23 protein-coding genes are annotated in these 24,540 nt (G+C 38.6%); 14 read left to right on the top strand and 9 right to left on the bottom strand.

The annotated features are described in order from the left end of the window. The first annotated feature begins 101 nt into the window (after positions 1 to 101). Entirely contained in the window at positions 102 to 1,853 is a 1,752-nt protein-coding gene (locus Q0N70_RS02305) for an ammonium transporter (RefSeq protein ID WP_013700487.1), read from the top strand. Positions 1,854 to 2,170: 317 nt separating this feature from the next. Here the strand turns inward: Q0N70_RS02305 and Q0N70_RS02300 are convergent, their stop codons facing one another. The 7 genes from Q0N70_RS02300 to Q0N70_RS02270 form a co-directional block, all read right to left on the bottom strand. Continuing rightward, positions 2,171 to 3,478, bottom strand: a complete 1,308-nt coding sequence (locus tag Q0N70_RS02300; RefSeq protein ID WP_294013255.1) for a right-handed parallel beta-helix repeat-containing protein — start codon at positions 3,476 to 3,478, stop codon at positions 2,171 to 2,173. Positions 3,479 to 3,492: 14 nt separating this feature from the next. Continuing rightward, on the bottom strand, positions 3,493 to 3,768 hold the full coding sequence (locus tag Q0N70_RS02295) for a hypothetical protein (RefSeq protein ID WP_294013252.1): 276 nt from the start codon (positions 3,766 to 3,768) through the stop codon (positions 3,493 to 3,495). Between the two features lie 325 nt (positions 3,769 to 4,093). Beyond that, positions 4,094 to 5,311 carry an ATP-binding protein gene (locus Q0N70_RS02290; RefSeq protein ID WP_013700490.1) on the bottom strand — a complete coding sequence of 406 codons (1,218 nt, stop codon included), beginning with the start codon at positions 5,309 to 5,311 and terminating at the stop codon, positions 4,094 to 4,096. A 367-nt stretch (positions 5,312 to 5,678) separates the two neighbouring features. Continuing rightward, the gene (locus Q0N70_RS02285) at positions 5,679 to 6,788 is read right to left on the bottom strand and encodes a hypothetical protein (RefSeq protein WP_294013247.1); all 1,110 of its coding nucleotides are present in this window, start codon (positions 6,786 to 6,788) and stop codon (positions 5,679 to 5,681) included. A 172-nt stretch (positions 6,789 to 6,960) separates the two neighbouring features. Continuing rightward, positions 6,961 to 7,206: a hypothetical protein gene (locus tag Q0N70_RS02280; protein WP_294013244.1), complete on the bottom strand. Its 246-nt coding sequence runs from the start codon at positions 7,204 to 7,206 to the stop codon at positions 6,961 to 6,963. Between the two features lie 284 nt (positions 7,207 to 7,490). Next, complete coding sequence (locus Q0N70_RS02275; RefSeq protein ID WP_294013242.1) at positions 7,491 to 8,645, bottom strand: type II toxin-antitoxin system HipA family toxin; 1,155 nt, start codon at positions 8,643 to 8,645, stop codon at positions 7,491 to 7,493. After that, positions 8,642 to 8,863, bottom strand: a complete 222-nt coding sequence (locus Q0N70_RS02270; RefSeq protein ID WP_013700493.1) for a helix-turn-helix domain-containing protein — start codon at positions 8,861 to 8,863, stop codon at positions 8,642 to 8,644. Before Q0N70_RS02270 ends, Q0N70_RS02275 begins: the two co-directional genes overlap by 4 nt. A gap of 145 nt (positions 8,864 to 9,008) precedes the next feature. Here Q0N70_RS02270 and Q0N70_RS02265 point away from each other — a divergent pair, with 145 nt between their 5' ends. The 13 genes from Q0N70_RS02265 (at position 9,009) to rnhA (ending at position 22,600) form a co-directional block, all read left to right on the top strand. Then, positions 9,009 to 9,989: a substrate-binding domain-containing protein gene (locus Q0N70_RS02265; protein ID WP_294013236.1), complete on the top strand. Its 981-nt coding sequence runs from the start codon at positions 9,009 to 9,011 to the stop codon at positions 9,987 to 9,989. Further along, the gene (locus Q0N70_RS02260; RefSeq protein ID WP_294013233.1) at positions 9,986 to 11,476 is read left to right on the top strand and encodes a histidine kinase; all 1,491 of its coding nucleotides are present in this window, start codon (positions 9,986 to 9,988) and stop codon (positions 11,474 to 11,476) included. Before Q0N70_RS02265 ends, Q0N70_RS02260 begins: the two co-directional genes overlap by 4 nt. Then, entirely contained in the window at positions 11,469 to 13,037 is a 1,569-nt protein-coding gene (locus Q0N70_RS02255) for a response regulator (protein WP_294013230.1), read from the top strand. Before Q0N70_RS02260 ends, Q0N70_RS02255 begins: the two co-directional genes overlap by 8 nt. Beyond that, complete coding sequence (locus tag Q0N70_RS02250; protein WP_013700497.1) at positions 13,034 to 14,071, top strand: substrate-binding domain-containing protein; 1,038 nt, start codon at positions 13,034 to 13,036, stop codon at positions 14,069 to 14,071. The genes Q0N70_RS02255 and Q0N70_RS02250 overlap by 4 nt, the downstream gene beginning before the upstream one ends. A gap of 44 nt (positions 14,072 to 14,115) precedes the next feature. Beyond that, positions 14,116 to 15,105 (top strand): MoxR family ATPase, encoded by a 990-nt coding sequence (locus tag Q0N70_RS02245; RefSeq protein WP_013700498.1) that lies wholly within the window; start codon positions 14,116 to 14,118, stop codon positions 15,103 to 15,105. Next, positions 15,102 to 15,980 carry a DUF58 domain-containing protein gene (locus Q0N70_RS02240; protein WP_294013221.1) on the top strand — a complete coding sequence of 293 codons (879 nt, stop codon included), beginning with the start codon at positions 15,102 to 15,104 and terminating at the stop codon, positions 15,978 to 15,980. Before Q0N70_RS02245 ends, Q0N70_RS02240 begins: the two co-directional genes overlap by 4 nt. A 9-nt stretch (positions 15,981 to 15,989) precedes the next feature. Beyond that, positions 15,990 to 17,021 carry a hypothetical protein gene (locus Q0N70_RS02235; RefSeq protein WP_294013216.1) on the top strand — a complete coding sequence of 344 codons (1,032 nt, stop codon included), beginning with the start codon at positions 15,990 to 15,992 and terminating at the stop codon, positions 17,019 to 17,021. A 9-nt stretch (positions 17,022 to 17,030) separates the two neighbouring features. Next, the gene (locus tag Q0N70_RS02230; protein WP_294013212.1) at positions 17,031 to 18,032 is read left to right on the top strand and encodes a VWA domain-containing protein; all 1,002 of its coding nucleotides are present in this window, start codon (positions 17,031 to 17,033) and stop codon (positions 18,030 to 18,032) included. Next, positions 18,029 to 19,645: a VWA domain-containing protein gene (locus tag Q0N70_RS02225; protein ID WP_294013209.1), complete on the top strand. Its 1,617-nt coding sequence runs from the start codon at positions 18,029 to 18,031 to the stop codon at positions 19,643 to 19,645. Before Q0N70_RS02230 ends, Q0N70_RS02225 begins: the two co-directional genes overlap by 4 nt. After that, complete coding sequence (locus tag Q0N70_RS02220; RefSeq protein WP_294013206.1) at positions 19,597 to 20,979, top strand: hypothetical protein; 1,383 nt, start codon at positions 19,597 to 19,599, stop codon at positions 20,977 to 20,979. The genes Q0N70_RS02225 and Q0N70_RS02220 overlap by 49 nt, the downstream gene beginning before the upstream one ends. A gap of 14 nt (positions 20,980 to 20,993) precedes the next feature. Further along, positions 20,994 to 21,551, top strand: coding sequence for a Smr/MutS family protein (locus Q0N70_RS02215; protein WP_294013203.1), 558 nt, complete (start codon positions 20,994 to 20,996; stop codon positions 21,549 to 21,551). A 64-nt stretch (positions 21,552 to 21,615) separates the two neighbouring features. After that, on the top strand, positions 21,616 to 22,080 hold the full coding sequence (locus tag Q0N70_RS02210) for a DnaJ domain-containing protein (RefSeq protein ID WP_294013200.1): 465 nt from the start codon (positions 21,616 to 21,618) through the stop codon (positions 22,078 to 22,080). Between the two features lie 61 nt (positions 22,081 to 22,141). Next, on the top strand, positions 22,142 to 22,600 hold the full coding sequence (gene rnhA / locus Q0N70_RS02205) for a ribonuclease HI (RefSeq protein ID WP_294013197.1): 459 nt from the start codon (positions 22,142 to 22,144) through the stop codon (positions 22,598 to 22,600). 36 nt (positions 22,601 to 22,636) lie between these two features. Here rnhA and fliL read toward each other — a convergent pair whose 3' ends face one another. Further along, positions 22,637 to 23,134 (bottom strand): flagellar basal body-associated FliL family protein, encoded by a 498-nt coding sequence (fliL, locus tag Q0N70_RS02200; protein WP_294013194.1) that lies wholly within the window; start codon positions 23,132 to 23,134, stop codon positions 22,637 to 22,639. Next, positions 23,131 to 24,420: a GTPase HflX gene (hflX, locus tag Q0N70_RS02195; RefSeq protein WP_294013191.1), complete on the bottom strand. Its 1,290-nt coding sequence runs from the start codon at positions 24,418 to 24,420 to the stop codon at positions 23,131 to 23,133. The genes fliL and hflX overlap by 4 nt, the downstream gene beginning before the upstream one ends. Between the last annotated feature and the right edge of the window lie 120 nt (positions 24,421 to 24,540).

Raw genomic sequence — 24,540 nt, 5'->3', positions numbered from 1 at the left:
GACAATGGTGTCGGTTAAGAGATTCCGCAGTGGAATTCTCTTGTCGGTATCACTGTCGCTTTTTTTATTTTTATTACCGTCTTTTTAGACAAGGGGTTTTTATGGAAGATGTAATGCAAGCTGTTCAAAGCGTCTCCAAGGATTTATGGGGCGTATGGTTCTTGCTTGGCGCTGCCCTCGTATTCTGGATGCAGGCAGGATTCGCAATGGTTGAAACCGGTTTTACACGCGCAAAAAATACCGGCAACATTATTATGAAAAACCTGATGGACTTCTGTATTGGTACAGTTGTTTTCATCCTTATTGGTTTTGGTCTTTTCCTTGGTGAAAATATGCTTTTTGGTTTTCTGGGAAAACCGAACTGGCAGATATTTACAGACTATGCAAACTTTGACTGGTCTGGATTTGTATTCAACCTTGTATTCTGCGCTACAACAGCGACAATTGTTTCTGGCGCGATGGCAGAACGCACAAAGTTTCTTTCATACTGTGTTTATTCAGCTGTAATTTCAGCAGTAATTTATCCGATTGAAGCTCACTGGACTTGGGGCGGCGGCTGGCTTGCTCAGCTTGGATTCCATGACTTTGCAGGTTCAAACTGTATCCACATGGTTGGTGGTATCTGCGCTTTGATTGGTGCTGCAATGGTTGGTCCTCGTATCGGAAAGTTTACAAAGAACGCTGATGGTTCTATAAAGGTAAACGCTTTCCCTGGACATAACATTCCTATTGGCGCGCTTGGTGTGTTCATCTTGTGGTTGGGTTGGTACGGATTCAACGGTGCGGCTGCAACTTCTGTTCCGCAGCTTGGAAGCATCTTTGTTGCTACAACAATTGCTCCGGCTCTTGCAACTGTTACTTGTATGATTTTTACTTGGATAAAATTCGGCAAGCCTGATGTTTCAATGTGCTTGAACGCTTCTTTGGCAGGTCTTGTTGCAATCACTGCTCCTTGTGATGTTGCGGATGCTTTGGGTGCTTCAATCATTGGTATTGTTGCAGGTCTTTTGGTTGTATTTGGAGTTTGGTTCTTGGACAACAAGCTCCATGTAGATGATCCTGTTGGTGCTGTTGCCGTTCACTGCTTTAACGGTATCTGGGGAACAATTGCGGTTGGACTTTTTGCAAGCCCTTCAGTTCCTGGATATTCACTTGCAAACAAAGCTGGCGAGCAGATTTCAGGACTTTTCTACGGCGGCGGACTTGAATGTCTTGGACTTCAGCTTCTTGGAATGGTCTGCACAATCGCCTGGACTGTTGTAACAATTACTATTTTGTTCTTCTTAATCAAGAAGATTTTTGGATTGCGTGTATCTGCGGAAGAGGAAATCATCGGTCTTGATAAGCTTGAGCATGGTCTTGATTCAGGTTATGCAGGATTTATGACACCTTACAGCACAGAAGAAATTGCCGAAGCTGCTGAAGCTGGCGTTGCAATTCCAATGCATGAAGCTGTTCCTGTTGTTGCTCCTGCCACAACTCCTTCTTCTAAGGATGCTGCAGTTCACAAGGTTGTAATTATAACACGCCAGAACAAGTTCAATGCTCTTAAAGCTGCCATGAACTCCATTGGCGTAACTGGAATGACAGTTATAAATGTTATGGGCTGCGGAATGCAGAAAGGCGCAAGCGAATACTACCGCGGTGTTCCAGTTGAAATTAACCTGCTGCCAAAAATCAAGGTAGAGATTGTAGTTTCAAAGGTACCTGTAGCAACTGTTGTGGAAAGCGCAAAGAAAGCCTTGTATACAGGACACATCGGAGACGGAAAGATATTCGTTTACCCTGTTGAAAATGTAATCAAGGTTCGCACTGGTGAATCTGGATACGATGCACTTCAGGATGAAGAGTAACGTTTAGCAAAAAAAGCAGGCTTGGAGAAAGAAAAAGCTCCAGGCCTGTCTGTAGTTTAAAGCGAAAATCCGCGGAGCAATCCGCAGGTTATATGCCGGTTGTCTGCTGTATTTGTAACCCCGCAGCGGATGACCGGTTTCCTTTTGGAGGGAGGCTAACCCTCTACTTCGAAAGCGAAGCGATTCAATCGCCGGTTTCTTTCCCTCCAAACCTCCCTTCTTTCCCAGCATCGCTTAGGGCTGTCGCCCTAAGAACCCATTGTTTTGCACCTAAGATTGGCACGACATTTAGAACTTGGATATATCCATGACAAAAGCTATTCCCATGCTTTTGTATAAACAGTGCCGTTTATTGTGCCGCCGTTGCAGTAGATGTTTGCGCCTGCGTTATTTTTTGCTGTAGTATTGCCGTTCATGTAATTACTTATGTAACTGTCTATTTCCATAGTTGCGCCGCTTGCATCTTTTAGGAACAGATTTGCATCTGACTGTTCTATTAAAACAGCTCCGCCATAACCGTAAGCGTCATCGCTATCTGTTGAAGTTACGCTGTTGTTTTCAAATCTTGTGCTTTGCAAAGTAAGCGAGCCTTTCTTTATACTGATTGCACCTCCGCCAAGTTTTTGGAATTTTCCATTTTCTGTGACTTCACTTCCTGGATTATAACCACCAGCCTTATTGCCTGTGAATGTGCTGTCTGTGATTTTTACACTTCCGCCTTGAATAAATATTGCGCCGCCTCTTCTTGCATAATATCCGCCGTTAGAAGTGCACGTATTGCTGTCGAACGTTGAATCCTCAATTTCAAGAATTCCATTGTCATTGTTCATTATTGCGCTGCCTCTATTTGCTGTGTTGCCTTTAAATGTTGTATTGGTTATGTGGCATGAACCAGAATTTTCTATTGCTGCGGCGTTTGACATTAAATTTCCATCACCGTTGCTTTCAAAATTGCATGAAACAACTTCCACTTGCGCTCCATTTTCTATGCGTATACATTCGGAAAAAGATACATCACCTTTGTTTGTACTTGTGTTATTATAAAAAGTGCAATTTTCGAGAAGAAGTGTCCCGCCGCTTTTTACATATATAAGGCTTATTCCTTGGTTTGACATGGACATTCCATTTATATAGCATTGCTTTAAAATTACAGTTGCTCTGTCATCTACACAGATTAGAGCTCCGTCAAGCGTAGAAGTAGTTCCGACTGTTTTGCCTGAAACTGCTGTAAATGTAAGATTGTTTATTTCAAGGATTGTGGAGCTTCCGGTTACATTGAAAAGTTTTATCTGGCCGCCTTCTGTTGCAAGAGTTTTGTTGTCATCTGTGCTTTCTTGAACTTTTCCACCGTTGCCTCTTATAATTTTTGTGCCGGAAGTTATGTTTGCAAATTGATAGTTATTTGCTTGTGTAGCTTGATTCGTGCTTACAGAAGAATTTTCGCCCATAAAAATATATGCGTTTCCGTCTGATTCGCAAGCTTTTTTTAGTTCTTCTGCATCAGCTGAAATATTGTAAATTTGGCAGTCTTTTTTCTTTAAATTTACTTGGCAATCAGAATCTTGTCCTGCTGTTACTTTTGCTTCTTCTGATCCAAAATATAAAAGAACATCTTTGCTAGACATCCAACCTTCTGCTTCTACTGTGTATGTGGCAGGCTCAAGTTCGTCAAATACAATTGCCCCCCCGTGTCCGCGGTCTCTTTGCTTATGGTTTCTTCCTTTATGATTTTTTCATCTAGCAAAAGTCTTACCGTGAATGAATCCACATCGCCATGTCCTGATGAATAAAGCGCGCGTGAAGAGCTGGGCAGAACAACCCGGACAGAACCGCCTTCGCTTCCAGATGACATATTCATGCAGGAAACAAACGCGAGCAATAACGCTGGTAAAATTGAAAACGCAAATTTTTTCATAATTCCCCCTGTAAAAAAATTGTTAAGATAACCTATTAACCTTAATTTCGAGTTTTATAATTTAATGTCATTATCTAGTTTGACTATTTGTCATTATCGGACTTGATCCGATAATCTTTGTGTTTGTACACGAACAGATTCCCGTGTCGTAGCACGGGAATGACACTTAAATTACTGTTCTTATCAAAACTCGAAGTTTGGGCTATTACTATTCTATATCAAACTCCAGCTGATTTCCACTTTTGGCAGAAAATTCTTTAAATTTTTATTGATTTATGTTTGTGTGGAAAGATTCCTGTGTCGTAGCAAAGGAATGACAGACCTGTTAATACTGTAAAAGCCAGTCTGATAAAAGCATAATTTTTATTCCGTCAATAGTTCCAACGTCCATTTTATTTGATGTAAGAACATACTTTGGAAAGTTGTCTTTTATTTCTCTTAAATTTCCAATTTCCCGCTCATCATTATCAGGCAAACTTCTGCAAACTTGTATATAAATTTTTTCATTATTCTTGATTGCGACAAAATCAATTTCCTTGTTTCCGTCCTTTCCAATATAAACATTGTATTTGCGGCGAAGAAGTTCAAGATAAACAATGTTTTCAAGCATAGAAGCAACAGATTTTGGGTTGTATCCTAAGATACAATATTTTAGAGAAGAATCAGCAAGATAGTATTTTTCTTGCGTTTTTAATATGCTTTTTCCTTGAATGTCATAGCGGCTGCACTTGTAAATTATGAAAGCTTTTTGCAGATATTCAAGGTAATTGTAAACTGATTCAACATTTGCGCTTCTGTTCTGGCTTTTTAGAAATTTCACAATTGAGTTTGCTGAAAAATTCTTTCCTAGATTTTCAAAAACAAATTTTACAATTCTGTCGAAAAGTTCTTTGTTGGAAATTGTATGGCGAATGGCAATGTCGTGGTCTACAACGGAAAGATAAATTCCTTCTACAATCTGATAGCAAGTTTTTTCATCAAAATTATTTTTTGCAATAAGCGGAAATCCACCGAATCGCAGGAAGTTATCAAAAGCATCATCGATTTTATCTTTACTAGTAATATTTTTGAATTCAAGAAATTCAGAAAAAGAAAGCGGCAGCACATGGATAAGAACATATCGCCCGGAAAGATAAGTTGAAATTTCAGAGGAAAGAAGCTTTGAATTTGAGCCGGTTACATAAATATCCACATTCTTGTTTTCTAAAAGCGAGTTTATAACTTTTTCCCAGCCATCAATAATTTGAACTTCATCAAGAAGAAGGTAACATTTTTTATCTTTTGGTATTTTTTGCAGAATATCCTGATACATTTCATTTGCCGTTTCAACAGCGGAAAAATCCATGTCTGAATATGAAATAGAAATAATCTGGTTTTCTTCTATTCCGCTTTTTTGCAAAAGATTTTTGTACAAGGACAATATAGATGATTTTCCACATCTGCGGATTCCAGAAAGAATTTTTACAAGCGGAATGTCTTTGTATTTTTTAAGTTCTTCCAAATATTCTTTTCTTAAAAACAATTGATTTTCAGGCATTTTCATAAAAAAAGAATATCACGGAATGTAAAATTTTTCCATAGTTTTTACTGAGTTTAAATAAAAACTATGTAAATTTATAAAGTTTTTGCTGAAATGTAATAAAAACTTTTTATTTGTTTTGCTTTTCCATTTCCCAAAAATGAAAAAATGTTAAAAATGGGAAATAGAAATAGCGTTTCACTTTCCAAAATTGAAAAAATATTGATTTTGGGAAATAGAAACTTGATATTGTAAACTGGCTTATCGAGCAGGATTTTTGCGGAATTGCATTTTGCAAGGGGCACTGACATATACACGGCAGGGGATGTTGCAAGCATACGACAGTAGGGCTGCCGTGTGCTTGTAATCATCATAATGAAATGTCTTTTATTTATTCCTCATCTGAAGAAGAAGATGGAGTAAAGTCAGTTATATATGAAATGACTCCGCTTATAGAAAGGCTTTTGAAGTCTAGGTTGTTTAGTTCTGTAACATTGCTTATTGCAAAGTCATAAAGATTTACTGTAACAACTCTGTCGTGCTGGAACATATTTCCGTTCTTTTTGTTTTTGTAGTCTGGAAGTATTATGTTTGCGCCGCAGTCCGCAATTGCAAGTTCTTTTGGTTTTATTGCAACAAAACGTTCTGCGCCATAAAATTTCTTTGAGCTTTCTGAAAGTGCAGGAATATATGCGTTTATTGAATCTATCTGCTCGCTTACTCCGTTGTATGGATTGTTTTCGTCATTCAGTTTTTTTGACTTGATTGCTCTTGCGGAATTTGTCCAGCCCAAAATGTCTTCTACTTCAAATCCTGAATCTGTGCCTGAAATCTTTAAAATTGCTCCGCGGCTTTTTACGGTGTCGCCATCATTTATTGCAGAGCCGTTGAGTTTTTCCCTGTCTGAAACCAGCGCATAAACGTAGTCATCGTAATGGATAACAATGTCTGTTATTGTGCCGTCTACGCCCATGTCTTGTGTGGACTGCGGATTTCCTATTGCTGTTATTGTAAAGGAATCGTTTTCTCCTTCAATTTTGGCGCGCTGAAGATATGAAGTTCCGTTATTTGTATATGCAATGTAAAGCTCTGTTCCACTTGCAGCAAAAGCCGTGTATTGTGCATTCGGATAAATTGAAAGTCCTGAAAGTGTACAGGGATTTGAATAATTTGCTGTGGTTATTTTGTTTGCTTTGTTTATAAAATAAAATCCGCTTGAAGAATATGCTCCGAGCCAAAGGGAATCATTTATAGCATCATAGTAAATGTAGTCAGTTATAGGCTTAACATTATCGCCATTTATTTCGATTCCGGCTTTTGCAGCTGCTTGTTCTTGTGTAAATATATTAAAAGTACAATTTGAGGATCCATAGCTTTTATCTACAGTGAACTGCGTTCTGTTTATATCTTCTGCCCCAAGCCTAGCTTGTGTTGATGATATAGATGTTGTTGAATCTACGGAATTTACAAAATCTGTGTATCCGCTGGAGTCTGTAAGCACATAATAATCCGAGTTGAATACTTTTCCTTTATTGCCTGCTAGAATAAGTGTAATCGGGCAGTTTTGGGTTTCGCCGGCTGTAACTTCTACTTCTGCGCTGTTGCGGGCAAGGAATGTTCCGTCCTGCTGTCTTGCCGTAACAACTATTTTGTATGTTCCAGGTTCTAGCTCGTCAAATACAAAATCGCCCCCCCCCGGTGGATTCCGATGACAGGGTTTTAAGTGTTTTGTCGCCCTGCATAAGGCTTACTTCATATAAAGGATTATCTTTTGAAAGTGTATAAGTTCCGCGCGAACCGCTTTCTGGCAAGGTAACACGGATTGCTCCTTCTTTGCCGTTAGAGCCGTCAATATTCATGCATGAAGCAAATGCAAGAAGCAGCGGAAATAATGCAAGAGCAATTTTCTTTGTATTCATAAAAATCCTCCAGTTAGTGGTAAATTCTTTATTAGGTCAAATATCAAGTTTTGATAAAAGAAGTCATTTTACTGTCATTCCCATGCTATGACATGGGAATCTATTATAAAATTTCAACAGATTATCCTGTCAGGCAGGATAATGACAAATGCCGCTTTCTTTTTCTTACCGCATATTTATTTTTTTGTTAAATATGTCTTGTTTTTTCTGTATCGAATATTTGTTCAATCTATGTTATTATTTTATTGCGTTTATGGGGAAAAATCAAGTGAAAGATAAGATGTCTATGAATGCATTTTTTCATTCAAGGATTCAAGAGTTTCAAAAATAATTTTCTTATTTATATTTAGTTGCTGTGCTAGTAAAATAAAATCGTCTTTGTTGATTTTGTCCAAGTCATAATGCGTGCCGATTTTCATTGACATTTTTTTTGTTAAAGACGGAAAGGCTTTTGTAGAAACAATATCGTAAATTGGAGAGAGCCTTGCATTTCCTTTTTGGTCATAAAGAATTGAATAGTTTTTTGCATGGGCATCGCAGTTTCCAATAAGGTAGTTAAAAAGAATTTCAGTTATAAAAAAACGCAAATCAATAATCGGCACAACGGAATAGACTTTCAGCAATTCATAAATCTCTTTGATTCCAGGTCCGCCGTCAGACTGATATTTGTTTTCCGGCATAATTCCAAGAGCTTGGCACATATCTTCCTGATGAAGCCTTGTAATTTTTCCGTTTTTTATAATGCGGTCATATCGCTGAATTATAAAAACATCTTTTTCTGCGATTTTTTCGAGTCTTGATTCCGGCGCATTTAAGCCGCATTTTTTTGCAAGCTGCATACAGTCATATTCATTTTGCGCTAGCGTGGAAAGGCTTCCTTCTCGTGTTGGCTTTAAAATATGGGTTGAAGGCGCGCCGTTTAAAGGCAAATACCACTGGTTTTCAAAAAATGCCAACGAAAGTTTTTCCTGTGCGCCAGCAAGAGAAAGTCTAAGCTTGTCATCAGCTTTTAGAAATGGTCTTTGAGGAATGTTTAAAACAAAATCTTCCAATTGTTTATCTGAAATCTTTTCGTAATTTGAACTGTTTAATTCATATTCTGTTTTAAGATTCTTTGGATTAAAATCATCATCTGCAATTGTTATAAATCCCGCGCATTCCTGACCTAAAGCCGCAAGAAGTTTCATGTCGCTGAGTTCTGAAATATGGAGATAATCGGCAACTCTTTTCCTTGTAAATTCTTCTGGAAGCAGTCCTGAAAAAAAAGGAAGGCATTCTTTCTGCGAAAATTCTCCTTTTTTAAGCGGAAGGGAAAGTGAAATAGCCTTTGAATCTGGAGATGAAAGATATTCTTCTATATAACAGAATGCAATTCCTCTGTTTTCCGTAGTGAACAATTCACCGCATTTTTTTTCTCCAAAATAAACATTCAGCTTCATTCGTTATCCTCGCGGTTTGTCAAAGAAATGTTTATTCCAAGAATTTGAAGGCAATTTATTACTTTTCCGATGTGAAGAGTTTCTTTGCCGTTTTCAAGCTCGGAAAAAAAACGGTTTCCAACATTGCACATTACGGCGCATTCAGACTGGGTAATTCCTAGGGATTTTCTGCGTTTTTTTACAGCTTCTGAAATATCGCTGATAGAGTTTATTATCATAACGGCAATTATAGCATTCCCGAACGGTAAAATCTATGTATTTTAAAGGTAATTTAAATCTTTTGTTACCGTTCGGGAAGATTTCTGGCAAAGAAAAGCGGATAATGACATTCAGATATAAAACTGTTATTATTTTATTGCGTTTATGGGGAAAAATCCAGTGAAAGATAAAAATGGTTTTGTGCTAAAGGCGGCGGTTCCGCTTGCTGTTCTTTTTGCGGCGGGAATTTTTTTTCTTATGCGCATTGTCTCTGGAATTTCTACTCATGGCGCGGAATTTGAAGGCGAAGACAGAAACTACCATATTCTTGTTGTGGGGCAGGCTGACAGTTCCGTTTTCCTTAACCAGATTTTTGAAGGCGCAAAAAGCATGAGCCATGACTATAGCGCGCTGGTGGAACTAAAGTCCCCGGATTCCCTTGCGGAAAATATTTCGCTTCAGTCTTTAATTGACTACGGTTCGTTTGTAAATGCGGATGGAATCATTGCCTATGTAAGCCCTTCATCGCTTCCGTTTGAATCAGTAAGCCGCATTGACGGCACAGAAATTCCTGTTATAACAATCGGACATTATCTTGCAGAAAATCCGCAGATTTCTTTTATCGGAAGCAACTATTCAAATCTTGGGCGCAGAATCGGCATTGAATCCGAAGAGCTTTTTGAGCCAAGTGGAAAAGCATATATCGTTATAAGCGGAATTTCAGGCAGCCCGAACCACAGCAATCTTTTAAACAGCCTAATGGATTATTACAAAGCTAGGGGAATTTCAAATTTTGAAGTGTTTGACAAGTCGCTCAAGGAAAACAAAAAAAGTGTGGAAGAAGTTCTTCTGCATGGAAAAACTGACTGCTGCGCCGTTGTCTGTCTTACAGAAGAAGACACGATTATGGCTCTTCAGCTTGTTGCAGCCTCTCCTGCTTCTGGACGCATAAAAATTTTAGGCTATGGTGAAAATGAAACTGTAACAATGTATCTTGAAAAAGGAATTCTTTCTAAGCTTGTTTCGTTCAATCTTAACAAAATCGGAAGAACGGCAATGGCGGAACTTTTTGAATACAGAAACAAAGGCTATGCGAACAGCTACATTACAGCTGACCTTCAAGTAAGGAGGGCAGAAAAAAAATGAAGCTTGCAGAAAACAAAAGCCTTCGATGGAAAATCATGGCAAGCATAGTTGCCGCCTTTCTTATAATGAGTGCGAGCCTTGCGCTTACAATGCTTATGGAACATTACGTTTTAAAATCCGTGGGCGAATCCTACAAGTCAAATTCCGAGCTGAATGTGTTTGCAAATGATTTGGCTCGTCTTGAAAATTCACTTGAACTTTACATTGAATATAGAACATTTGAAAGCATTGACGCTTATTATGCAAGTTTAGCCAGAGTTGAAGATCTTTGCGATGCGATGCAGGATTCTCCGTCTACAAATGAAGTGCGCCAAAAAGAATATGTTGTGAATCAGCTTGCGCAGTCTTTTCTATATTATAGTTCTAAAGCAGTTGCGGAACGAAGGGCAAACAGCACAAGCGGAAATTTTTATTTGCAGAGCCTTGAATGCTACAGATTTCTTTTGGAGGAAATTCAAAAGCTGAACATTCTCTATATGCAGAATAACGCCGAATTTTACGCTACGGACAGAAACAATATAAATTTGCTTTTTAAAGTTTATGCAGTTTTCTTTGCGCTTTTCTTTGTTTTTATTCTTGCCTTGCTGAATCTTCTCATAGGAAAAATCACTCGGCCTCTTGCGGAAATTTCTTCGGTTGCGCTTCGTGTGGCTCAGCAAGATTTTGATGTTCCGCTTTTTAACAAAAAGTCGCATGATGAAATTGGAAACATCTGCCGCGCTTTTGACAGAATGATAATCAGCATAAGAGAATACATAGACAAAATTTGGGAAAAGGCTAGAACTGAAAACGAGCTTAGGGAACGCCAGATGGAAATGCAGGCTCTTTATGCGGATGCCCAGCTCAAGGCGTTTCAGAGCCAGATAAATCCGCATTTTTTGTTTAACACATTGAACACCGGGGCGCAGCTTGCCATGATGGAAGGCGCTGACAAAACTTGTTTTTTTATTGAGCAGACTTCGGATTTTTTTAGATACAACATTGCGCAAAAAGAAGATGCTAGTATTGATGATGAGCTTGGACTTGTGGACAGTTTTGTTTACATTATGAAAGTTCGTTTTGGAAAAAGGCTTGAGTTTGTAAAAAATATTCCCGAGCAGCATAAATTTTCTCAGAGGCTTCCTGCAATGACTTTGCAGCCGCTAGTTGAAAACTGTATTCAGCATGGCTTGCAAAATTCCATGGGTAAAGTTTTTCTTTCTGTAAAGGAAGCTGACGGATTTGTTGAAATTCTTGTGGGCGACAACGGCAGCAAATTTGATTCGGCTGTGCGTGAAGAAATTTTAAAAGCTGCAAGAAGCGGCGGAATGAAATCTCTTTCTGCAAAGGAAAATTCTTTGGAAGGCAAAGGCGGAGATCATACGGGTATTGGGCTTATAAATGTTTTTTCGCGGCTTAGAATTTATTTTCACCGTGACGATGTTTTTGATATTTTTTCTGAAGATGATTCAGAAATGAAATTTTTAATCAGGATTCCAAATGTATAACATTTTAACTTGTGATGACGAGCAGATTGTGATTGACTCGCTTCAGTTTATAATCAAAAAGAATTTTGAAGGGCAGGTGAATTTATTTTCTGCATTGTCTGGAAGCGATGCTGTTTCTATTGTGAGCCGGGAAAAAATCGACATAATTTTTATGGACATAAATATGCCGGGAATGAGCGGACTTGACGCAATCAGCTGCATAAAAAGTCTTAAGCCTTCCGCAGTGATTATTGTCTTGAGCGCGTTTGATAAATTTCAGTATGCGCAGGAAGCCATGAACATTGGAGCGTACAAATATATTACAAAGCCCGTAAACCGCAACATTGTAATTCAAACTGTTCGCAATGCCATGAATCTTGTTGACGAGCGCAACGGAACAACTTCTGGAAATTTGGAGCTTCAGAAAAAACTGGATATTGTCTACCCGATGATTGAAAGCGATTTTATTTACTCGTGCATTTTCAGCAAGGCGAAGAACGAGGATTTTCAAAGTTATCTTGACTATTTCAACATGAAGGTTGATGATTTCTTTTTTGCCTGCATAGAAGTTCCAGATTCTGAAAAAAATATATACGAGGTTTGCTCTAAAGTCAGAAAAATTGTTTCGCAAAAGTTCAAGTGCTTGGCCGGCTTGTTTATGACAAACCGAATCGCTGTTTTTGTTTCTATGGAAAATTCTGCGGAAAGTTTGCAAGATGATTTTCATTCTGCGGTCAAGGAAATATTTACACTTTTGACTTTGGAAATCGGGCAGAAGCTTCGGGTTGGAATAAGCAACGTTTGCGGCGAGCTTGAAGAAGTTTCTGACCGCTGCAAAGATGCGATTCAGGCTTTGAACAGAACTTCTCCAGACGGAGGACTTTTATTTTCTGATGAGCTTTTGAATTCTTCTAGCGGCGATGAAAAAATTCAGGAGTTGTGCGAGCGCATTTTGAACCGTTTAAAGCTTGGTGATGCTGCCGGAGTTCAGTTTTTGGCAGAGCATTATATTGGGGAGCTTTACGAGCAAAATTTTCCGCTGGATAAAATAAAAGGAAACATTTTTGAAATTTTGATTGAAGCAAAAAATTCTGCAAAGTCCGCAAGTTCTTCATGGAAAAATGCTGCGTTTGAAAATATTTTTTCTGACTTGAGCAAGATTGACTCCAAGACGGAGCTTTTGAATTTTTTTAAGAACAGGCTTTCCGAGTGCGCGGCTTTTATTTGCAGTTCAAAAGATGAAAAAGAAAATCCGCTTGTAAAAAAAGTCTTCGGATATATTCAGGAACACATCGCGGAAAATTTTTCGCTTGATGATGCGGCTTCTTTTGCAGGTGTAAGTTCTTTTTATTTGAGCAAACTTTTTAAAGAAGAAACAGGCGAAACTTTTATAAACTATGTGACGGACAGGCGGCTGGAAAAAGGTCGGCTCATGCTTTGTGAAACCGAGCTTTCTATAAAGGAAATTTCTGCGGAAATTGGCTACAACGATCAGAATTATTTCAGCAGAATTTTTAAGAACAAGTTTGGAATTTCGCCAACTGATTTTAGAAACACAAATAGAAATTCGGAGTCCTTATGAAAAAAACTTTTTTAGTTTTGGCAGTTTTTCTTGCATTTATTTTTGCCGGATGCGCAAAGAGCAAGAGAACTTTTTCTGTGCAGAAGCAAAATTCTTTTGTGGATGAAAAGAAAACTACAATCGGATTTTCTATAGACACTCTTGCAATTGAACGGTGGCAAAGGGACTTGGATGTTTTTATGGCGCGCGCAAGAGATTTTGATGCGGATGTTATTGTTCAGAATGCGGGCAACAATGTTGAAGTTCAGAAAAAACAGCTCATGTATCTTCTGGATAAAAATGTGGATGTGGTTGTTGTTCTTGCAAAAGTCGCAGATTCTCTTAAAGATGAAATTGAAAAAATCCGTGCAAAAAATATTCCTGTCATTGCCTACGACCGCCTGATTTTGAACACAAAAATTGATTTGTACATTACGATTGATTCTGGGCAAGTCGGCGTGATTATGGGAAAAGAGCTTCAGCGTATTGCGCCTTTGCGTAACTGGCTTTGTATTTTGGGACCGCAGGAAGACTACAACATGGAAATGCTTTTGCGCGGACTTAGCGGAACTATAAAAACTTCCTTGCCGATTATAAATGAAATTTTTTACACTCAGGACTGGAACTATGATTTGTCCCGTCAGAAAATGCTTGACGTTATTACAAGCGGAAAAATTCCAGGCGCGATTATCTGCGGAAACGATGCGGTTGCGGACAGCGTGATTTCTGTTTTGCAGACTTACTATCCGGATAAGCACATTCCTATTTGCGGACAAGATGCTGACATTGCCGCTTGCCAAAATATTGTGCGCGGGCTTCAGGACTTTACTGTTTACAAACCGATTGTGGATCTTGCCAGAACTGCCGCTGAAATTTCAGTGAGAGTTGCACGCGGAGAAAAAATCCAGTCGCTTTCTAATTTAAAATCAATCGATAATAATTTTGCAGAAATTCCTGCGATTCTTTTAAAGCCTGTGCTGGTTACAAAAAACAATATAGACGATGTTATAATTGATTCCGGTTTTCACACTTATGGTGAAGTTTACATGGAATAGTTTTATAGATATAATTGTTGCAAAAAGGAAAAGTTGGGGTTCAAATGAAAGTTGTTACAAAAGCTGAACTTGATGAATGTTTTGATTATATAAATAAATGCCGCGCGGAAGTTGCAAAGCGTGTTGTTGGCCAGAAAGATGTTGTGGACGGAATCATCACAGCTCTTATTGCAGGCGGCCATGTTCTTCTTGAAGGCGTTCCGGGGCTTGCAAAAACTTTGGCGGTAAAAACTTTTGCTGATGTTTCAGGACTTGAATATAAAAGAATTCAGTTTACGCCGGATCTTCTTCCTGCTGATGTTAGCGGAACGCTGATTTATGAGCAGGGCACTGGAAAATTTTCTGTTAGGAAAGGGCCTGTATTTTCAAATCTTGTTCTTGCGGACGAAATAAACCGTGCGCCGGCAAAAGTTCAGTCTGCGCTGCTTGAGGCTATGGCGGAACATCAGGTTACAATCGGCGAAACTACTTACAAGCTGAACGAGCCTTTTTTTGTTCTTGCCACACAAAATCCAATTGAGCAGGAAGGAACTTACAGTCTTCCAGAAGCGGAGCTTGACCGTTTCTTGCTTAAGCTTCTTATTTCATATCCTACGCCGGAAGAAGAAATTTCAATTATAAAGTCGGAAGGCAGGGCAGATGAAATTCCTGTGAACAAAGTTTTTTCTGCAGCAGCTCTTCAAAAATGCCGGGACGCTGTGGACGCTGTTACTGTTGCTGACAAAATGCTTGCCTACATAGTTTCGATTGTGAATTTTACAAGAGCCGATGTCGCATTAAAAATGAACCGCCGCAACGACATTCAGCGTTACATTTCATTTGGAGTTTCTCCTCGTGCTGGAATTGCTCTTTTAAGATGCGCAAAAGTTCATGCGCTTTTTGAAAACAGAAGCTTTGTTCTTGCGGAAGATGTTCAGGCTGTTGCAAAGCCGGTTTTAAGGCACAGGCTTGTTTTGAATTATGAAGCTGCTGCGGATAATATTTCTGCGGACAGCTTGATTTCAAAAATCATAGACTTGATGCCAGTTCCATGAAAAACGACATAAGCCGCCGTGCTTCCCTTTTGCATTTGTCTTCTCTTTCTCTTGCTGAAAAAATGAAAAGCGGTTCATTTCGTTCGCTTTACCGTGGACGAGGAATTGAATTCAGCGGAGTCCGTGAATATCTTCGCGGTGATGATGTGCGCGCAATCGATTGGAATGTTACGGCAAGAATGGGAAAGCCCTTTGTAAAAGTTTTTGAAGAAGAGCGTGAACTTGATGTCTTTATAGTTGCCGATGCTTCTCTTTCCATGTGCGTGGGAACAGGCCAGCAGACAAAACTTGAAAAAGCAATGGAGTGCGCTTCTCTTTTGACGCTTGCTTCGTTTTATAATTCCAGTCCTGTTGGCGCGGTTGTTTTTGACGGCGAGCTTGAATTTTTTTGTTCCCCAGAATCTGGAAAAAAACATTCGCTAATGCTTCTATCCCACTTTGAACTTGATAGGAAAAAACAAAAGCCTGGTTCTGTTCTTGACAGCGCGCTTAGAGGAGCTGAAAAACTTTTAAAGAAAAGAAGTCTTGTTTTTGTTATTTCTGATTTTAGAGCTGCGGAATGGCAGGCTTCTTTTGCGCGTCTTTGCCAGAAAAATGATGTTATTGCAATAAAGATTGTTGATTCTTCTGATGACAATATTCCTTCTGTTGGCTCTGTTCTTTTTGCAGATCCAGAAACAGGATACGAAGCAGTTCTTCCGACTTCAAGCCAGAAATTTATCCGTGGGTGGAGAGAAGAAAATGAACAGCGCAATGAAAACTGGTTTAAGGAATGCGCTCGCCACGGAGGAATCCCTTTGTTTATAAGCACTGTTCAAGATCCTGCTGCAGAACTTATAAAATTTTTCAGCAGCAGGCACAGACATTCGTTTTAGGAAAATAGCATGAAAAAAAATCTTTGCTTTGTTTTTGGCTTGTGCTTTTTTATTCAGTTTTTAGCTGCGCAGAATTCAAATGAAAACGCATCGTCTTTTGGAACGCAAGTTATGGTTCCGCGCGATGTCTTCATTGGAGACAGCGGACAGATTCAATATTCATTTAGAACGCCTGTGGATTTTTTTTCTTTTGCAGATCCATCAATGATAAAAGATGAAGTGCTTTCGCTGAATCTTTCTTCAAATGATTTTTTAGAAAACCCGGACGATTGTCTTGTTACAAAATCGGTTCTTGTTAGAAACGGCGTAAATTACAATCTTTGCATAACGATAATTCCATGGAAAACTGGAACAATAAAGTTTAAAGAATTCAGCTTGGAAAAATTTTGCAGCGGACAAAAAAAGAATGCGCAGGAAAATGTTGATTTTAGAATTCAGCTTGCGCCGGTTACAATTCTTTCACTTGTAGAAAAACTTGAAGTAAATAATTTAAAATCTCCGCAAGCTCCTCTTTTGCTTCCTAACACAAATTATTTTTTGTGGATTGCAGGCTTTTTAGTCGCCGGATTTTTTTCATTGTCTTGCATTGTCCTAATAAGGCTTCCGCATATTTTGAAAAAACTGAAATTCTTAAGAGAGCAGTTTGAGCTTTACAGAAATGCAAAACGGACAAAGAAAAAACTTTCCGCGCTTTTAAAAAAGAAAATTGACGACAAGGATTTTTGCGAAAAATGGCAGCTTGCAATCCGAGAGTATTTGGAATTTAGATTTGCAGTTTCATTTTGTTCTGTGCCTGGAAAAAATGTCGGCGCAAAAATATTTGATATAATGAACGGTCTTGCAGGAGAAAAAGTGTCCGAAGCAATTGAATCTCTTTCATGTTTTTTTGTGCGCACAGATTATATTCGGTTTGCAAGCGGTTCAATTGATTCTAAGCTTTTGCCCGCGGAAACTCATCAGGCTTTATTTGTTAAAAATGAAAAAAAGTCAATGGTCGTGGAAACTTGCAAGATAATTGATTTGCTAGAAAAAGGGGAATAGGAGAAAAAAGTGTTTGAATTCGAAAATCCTCCGGCATTTTTTCTTTTGCTTTTGATTCCGGTGCTTTATATTTTGCGCTATATAAAAATTTTTTCACGGCTTTCTTTGCCCTTGAATTTAAGCGATTGGAATGGAAGCAATTTTAAATGGAAAGGAAATGCAAGAAAATTTCTTTCTGTTTTTGGAAGAGCGGTTTGCGTCTTGTTTTATAATTGTCTTGTTTTTGCATATGCGGATCCTGTTTTTCATCTTCAGCAAAAAGTTTATTCTTCAAAAGGCGCGTCAGTTGTTTTCGTTTTGGATGTGAGTCCTTCAATGGCTGCAAAAGATATTGGTTCACAAAGCCGTCTTGAAGCCGCAAAAAATTCCATTGTTTCCATGGCGGAAATGAATGGCGGCGCGGAACTTGGGCTTGTTGTAATGGCTGAAAATGCCGCTGTTTTAGTCCCTCCCACAATGGACAGAAAATTCTTTTTGAACCGGCTTAAAACTGTAAGTGTCGGGGAACTTGGAGACGGAACTGCTATTGGAACAGGTCTTAGCTGCGCAATTTATCATCTTGAAAAATCAAAGTCGCCAAAAAAAAGTATTGTCCTTATCACTGACGGAGAAAACAATTCAGGCGCGGTTCATCCTCATACTGCGGCTCGTCTTGCCGTGAACAAAGATATTTCGCTTTACATTCTTGGCGTGGGAACAAGGGGCGTTGTTCCAATTGATTACGTAGATCCAAAGTCAAATAAAATTTATTCAGGCTATCTTGAATCGAAATTTGACACATCTTCAATTGCTCGGATTGCGTCAGAGGGAAATGGAAAATTTTTTGAGATTGAATCTCTTTCCGCATTGTCGCAGGCTGTTTCTTCAATTTCAAAAACTGAAAATGTTGCGCAAAGTTATTACATAAAAAATCAGGATATATTTTATTACAGACAATTTTTGATTGCCGCTGTTGTTTTGGCTTGTCTTGCCTGGATTGTGCGCAGATTTCTTCTGCAGGAGACTTTATGAATTTTTCTGTTGAAAATCCATTTATGTTTTATCTTTTTATTCCTCTTGTCCTTGCGCTTGTTTTTGTTGTGGCGCGTTATCTTCGCTTAAGAAAAAATATCTGCGGAAAAGTTTTTGAATTTAAAAACGGCTCTTTTAGAATTTCAGTTTGCTTTTGGAGCAGAACTTTTTTTAGATTTTTAAGCGGAATTTGTGTTGTTCTTGCGCTTGCAGGAATTTCGTTTGGAACGGATTCTGTGCCTGTCCAGAAAAATGGAAAAGCCGTGTCTCTTGTGTTTGACATTTCTTATAGCATGGAAGCAAAAGATGCGCCCGGCGGAATTTCAAGGCTTCAGGCAGTTTCAAGTTATGCGAGCGAACTTTTGGACAGAATGAACGGATGCGCGGTTTCTGCTGTTCTTGCAAAGGGAGATGGAATTATTGCAGTTCCGCTTACAGAAGATTTTCAGAGCGTAAGAAGTTTAATAGAAAATCTTTCGCCTTTGCTTATGACTTCCGAGGGAACGAGCCTTGGCAATGGAATAAAATCCGCGCTTTCTTCGTTTCCAGAACAATCTTCCGTAGCTTCGTTTATTTGGCTTTTTACCGACTGCGAGGAAACTGACAGCAGCCTTCAGTCTTCTCTTTCTGAATGTTTAAAAGCTGGAATTCCAGTTGTGATTATTGGATTTGGTTCTGAGCGCGAAAGCGAAATTTTTGCAGGCGATGGAATTACAAAAGTAAAAACGGCTTTAAGGTCTGGCAGTATTGAAAAAATGATTTTGTCTTTAAAAGAAAAATTTGTTTCATCCAAAAGAAATAGATCTGCGCCTTCTGTTGTTTACATTGATGCTTCGGAAATGGGATCTGCCGCCGCCATTTTAAAAATGCTTGACCTTAACGGTTCATTGCCGTCGGTTTCTTATGAAGTTCAGAATACTCAGCGTTACGGACTTTTTATTTCGCTTGCAATTTTATTTTTCCTTGCTTCGATTATTTTTGGCGAGCTTGATATTGCAGGCGGAAAGAAAAAATTAATTTCATCAGTTTCCGCAGCTTCTCTTGTTTTTTTGTTTACAGGATGTTCACCGCGCTTTTATGATGGCATGAGAATTTTTGAAGGAAAACTTGATTGGTCTAAGCAAGACTACCAAAATGCAGTCGGAGATTTTTTGGAAACAGCTTCAAATGCAGAAGCCCGCGGAGATTCCCTTGTTGAGCAATATGCGGTTTTTGGACTTGGCTCAACTTACCTTATGCAAGGTGAAACTGACGCCGCATTAAAAAGATTTTCGCAAGTGTATGAAAATTCTCCAGATAAAATAAAATTTGCAATTCTTTATAACTCTGGAATAATTGCGCATCGCAACGGAGATTATAAAGCCGCAACTGATTTTTTCAAAAAAGCTATTTTAATAGACAGCACAAGCATAAATGCAAAAATTAATCTTGAGCTTTCTCTAAGGGAAAATTCAGAGCATTCAAGAGACGCAGCGCAGGAACTTGTGCCTTTGTCGGAAAATAAAGAAGAGCAGAATATTCAAAATGCGCTTTATTCTATAATTCGGGAGGATGAAAGACAGCAATGGAAAAATATGCAAAAAGATTCAGAACGGACTTCCCGCGATTATTAATTTTTGTTTTGTTTTTTGCGCAGACATTTTTTGTTTTTGCAAAGCCAGTTTCATGGAACTATTTATGGAGCTTGCGGTTCAGGCAAAATCAGGAAACTTTATTTACAGAAACTGACAACTCATTTTATGTTGAAATAGAAGGCGTTACTCCAGACAGCATTCAGCTTGCAGTGAATTCTCTTCCGCATAATGTAAGTTTTGTTTCGTCAAAAAAAGAAACTGTTATGATTAAAAGCGGAAACGGACAGAACGAAAAATATTCGGCAGGAACAAGAATTACAATCTGGATGAAATTTTTAAAAACCGGATTTTATAAAATCAGTCCAATCGATCTTGTTATAAACGGAAGCTTTTATCAAATTCCGTTTAACCCTGTTGAAGTTTTTGAAAATCCAAAATTTATAAATCCGCAGGTTTCAGTTTCTTTCAATAATCTGAATGTTTCTTCAAGAGGAAAAACTACTGAAGCTTATGAAGGCCAGCACATTATTTTTACCGTGAATGTGAAATATGCGAATTCTGTAAAAAATATTTCCTGGAATATTCCGGAAGATTCTGTATTTAAAAAACTTCGGGAATTCAATTTTTCTAATGAAGATTCATTTTCTACGGAATTCAAGCCTGTTGCTGTGTTTGACTGGCAGCCTTTAAAATCTGGAAACTGGACTCTTCCTGAAATTTTTGTTACGGCAGTTTCGTATAATGGAACAATCAGCGATGTAAAATGTCCGCCCATTGCTTTTAAAGTTCATGAAAAAAAATCAGCAGTCAGCGAGCAAAAGCAGGAAAGTCCTTTTGCCTATGCTTTTATAGAACCTTCAAATTATGATAAAAATGTTTCCAAACCGGAAGCCAAAAATTACGACATTTTAAATTTGATTGAACTTCATAAAAAAGAACGGCATTCAATTCCATTTTTTAATTCAGCATTTAAAGAACGAAGGCAAATTGAGCTTTCTGTTGGACTTTCTCCGTCTGGAGTTGAACCGAGCGTTGTTTTCTTTGCCATAATGTTTTTTGCTGTTTTTATTTTGCAGGCTGTTTCAGTTGTGCTTTTTATTTTCAAGCGGAAAAAAACGTGCGCAATTTTTGTTTCTATATTTGTAACATTTGCGGTTTTCTTGTCGATTTACGGATACCATTTGTTCAGTTCTCGCGGAATTTATGCAGGCGGAACAATGAGTCCAATTCCAGAAAAAACAGCTCCAACTGGTGTAACCATTCAGGCTGGAAGTGTTGTTTCTATAATAAGAACTGCGGGCGGCTGGATGTACATAAGGCACAATGATACTTACGGCTGGGTTTCTGCGGAAAATGTTTATCTAATAAAATAGCAAGGAATTTAAAAATGGATTTTGGTGATATTTTGTCGCAGTGGGATTCTATTCAGAAGAAGCCTGTTCAAAAAAATAAAGGACCGCAAGTCTGCCGCAAAAAAGCAAATGCGCCTACAAAAGAAGAAAAAGAAGCTGCACGCCAAGGTTATTCTTATGAGCAGATTATGGAGCAGGATAGCAAGAAGCGCATAAATCCTATGGAGCTTTGGCTTAGACGATATGGCACGGTAGACAAAGACAAGGCGTTTGAAGAAAATGCGCGTCAGGAAAAACTGAATGATATAAATTATCTAAAGACGCTTGCTCCAGAAGCTACAATAGATTTGCATCAGCTTACAAGAGAAGAAGCCTGGGACAAACTTAAAATTTTTGTTGACAGTTGCTACATCAAAAAGCTCAAGAAAATTCTTATCATCCACGGAAAAGGAAATCACAGCCACGGCACAGATCCAGTTCTTGGACAGGTTGTGCGACTTTTTATTGAGCAGGACAAGCGGCTTGGAGCTTCTGGTCATCCAGACAGAAATCACGGCGGTTCTGGAGCGACTTGGGTAATAATAAAAAATTAGTTTTTTTTCAATTGATTTATTTATTGGATTTTAGTAAGTTTAATTTTAAGAGTTGTTTGCTGATATGGAAGATTTGTATAAAGTTTTGAATGTTGAAAAAAATGCCTCTGCGGAAGAAATCAAAAAATCCTATAGAAATTTAGCATTTAAATTTCATCCAGACAGAAATCCGGGCGATAAATCCGCGGAAGAAAATTTTAAAAAGATAAACGAAGCTTATTCTGTTTTAGGAGATGAAATAAAACGCCGCCAGTATGACCAGTACAACATGAACGGCTTTTCTGAAAATTTTCAGCAGAACGGCGGATTTTATCAAGGCGACCCTTTTGCGGATTTTTTCAACAACAGAAATTATCAGTACACTTACACTTATTCTTCAAAAAATTCAGAGAACAAAAAAGGCTTTTCTGTAATAGGATTTTTTCTAAGCGTAATTCAAATTTTGTTCTGCTTCTTGGGATTTACAACAGTTGGCAGGTGGAGCTTTTTGCTCGGCGTTTTATTTTTATCGGGCTGGTCAACGGAATAAAATCAGCTGCAGGAAATTTAAAGTGGATTCTTGCGGAATAACAAAATGAAAGGAAATCTTAATGGAAAATAATTCGGGCATTATTGTTTATACTGATGGCGGTTGCCGCGGAAATCCTGGCTGTGGCGGCTGGGGCTGCGTTATCATTGACGGCGAAAAAGAATATAAATTTTCCGGCGGAGAAAAATTGACTACTAACAACCGCATGGAGCTGATGGCGGCAATAAGCGCGCTGAATTCAATTGCTAAAAATGAGCTTTGGAAAAATCAGCATATTGCAGTTTATTCAGACAGCCAGTATGTAAAAAATGGAATAACTTCTTGGATTCAAAATTGGAAAAAAAACGGCTGGAAAACTTCCGCAAAGAAACCTGTTCTTAACAAAGATTTGTGGATTCAGCTTGATTCAGTTTACAATCTCCTTGACATCGAATGGAAATGGGTCAAGGGCCATGCGGGCGTAAAGTACAACGAAATTTGCGATGAGCTTTGCAACATGGAAATGGACAAGCAAGGATAAAATTTGTCCGCAAATTTTCTGTAAAGAGAATATTTTTTACTCTATAAAGATGTAATCGTTGAAATAAACTGCGCGGATTTGCCCCATTACAAGATTTTCGTTTATTTTTTGAAGCAATTCCTCTTTTATTAAATTTTCTCCTTTTGCCCGGATTTGGCTGAATGTGAGAGCTGAAAAATAATTTGTGAAAATCGATTTTATCTGCCGTTCCTTTAGCGAAAGTTCTTCAAATAAAGCCTTGTCTTCCGCAGGATACGCAAACCACGGGGAGACTACGATTACAGCTTGCTCGTCTTTTTCTGAGTTTTGTTTTGTGAAAATGCGCAGCTGCCCGATGTCCGTGAATGCGTCCATGCTTTTTTCTTTTCCTGCATTCATGTTTGTGATTTTCTTTGGGCTTGGATCTGATTTTCTGTATGCGCTTGCAGGATTTTCTTTTGTGAATATATAAAAGGCGATTGTAACAATTATTATTGTAAGAACAATTGCGGCTGCCAGTGCAAGAAGAATTTTGTTTAGTTTATTCAGATTCATACAATAAATTCCTTTAGCAAAGAAAGTGTTCTGGTTGTTGCGCTTCCGTTTTCATCGAGTGTTCCAGGAATTCTTGCAGTCAGCTCGATGAAGTTTTCAAGCCATTCTTCTTTTTCGATTGTTCCGTTTTTTCTTGCAAGCTCAACCAAGTCTGCTCTTTCCATTGGGATTTTGAATTTCCGCTCCTTGCCAAGAAGATTTTCTGTAAGCACCGAAATTATTTCTTCAAAGCCGAGTTCTGTTTTTGCGCTTGCATGGATTGCGTCTGGAAATGATTTGTTTAGCTGGGAAACAGTGATGAAATTTTCTTTTACAAGATCGAATTTGTTCAGAATGATTGCTTGCGGAATTTTTTCAGCGTGGATTTCCTTTAAAACTTTCTGCACTTGCTGATATTGTTTTTCGCAGTCAGGATCAGAAGCGTCAACTACAATCAAAAGAAAATCGGAAAGCGAAGTTTCTTCCAGCGTAGATTTGAATGCGTCGATTAAAGTATGCGGAAGATTTGAAATAAATCCGACTGTGTCCGTCATTAAAACAGATGATGCCTCTGAAAGCGCGAATTTTCTTGTGGTTGGATCTAGCGTTGCAAAAAGTTTGTTTTCTACAAGAACGTCCGCCCCTGTTAGCGCATTTAGCAGGCTCGATTTTCCGGCGTTTGTGTAGCCGACCAAAGAGCAAGTTGCGGTTGCTGTTCGTTCCCTTTGCTTGCGCTGAATGTTTCTGTTTATTGCTACTTGCGCAAGTTCTTTTTTTATCTGGACAATTTTGTCTTCGATTTGACGGCGGTCAAGTTCAAGCTGAGTTTCGCCGCTGCCTTTGTTTCCGAATGAGCCGCCTCTTTGACGCGCCATGTCTCCGTAAGTGTGGCTTAGCCTTGGAAGCGAATACTGAAGCTTAGCAAGTTCAACTTGAAGGCTTGCTTCTTTTGTCTGTGCGCGTGAATCAAAAATTCTTATTATTACTTCGTTTCTGTCAAAGACCGGCATATTGGCAAGTTTTTCCCAGTTGCGCTGCTTGGACGGATCTATTTCCCAGTCAAAAATTATGCAGTCCGCAAAAACTTCCTTTGCCTTGTCCACAATTTCCTGCGCTTTTCCAGTTCCCATTCCGTAAGCGGGAGTCGGCTCTATGCGCGTAAGTACGATTGTTCCGGCAGTTTCCATGTCCAGCGTCTGCACTAAATTTTGCAGTTCCTTTGGCTCTGGATTTCCATTTTTTTTATCTGGCGCGCCGACTAAAAGGCATTTTACTTTGCGTTCTTGCTCTTGCTGTATTTCAATCATGAAATTTATTATACATTTTAAAATAAACAAATGAAAGTGCGGCTTAATTTTTGCATTATGCTAACTTTACGCTTGATTTTTCTTTGGAATTTTCAGAAAATAAATGTGCTAAACTTTTTT

The organism is uncultured Treponema sp. (assembly GCF_945873775.1).
GTDB lineage: Bacteria > Spirochaetota > Spirochaetia > Treponematales > Treponemataceae > Treponema_D.
The sequence above is the reverse complement of the archived record's forward strand: the minus strand, read 5'-3'. Positions and strand labels throughout refer to the sequence as shown.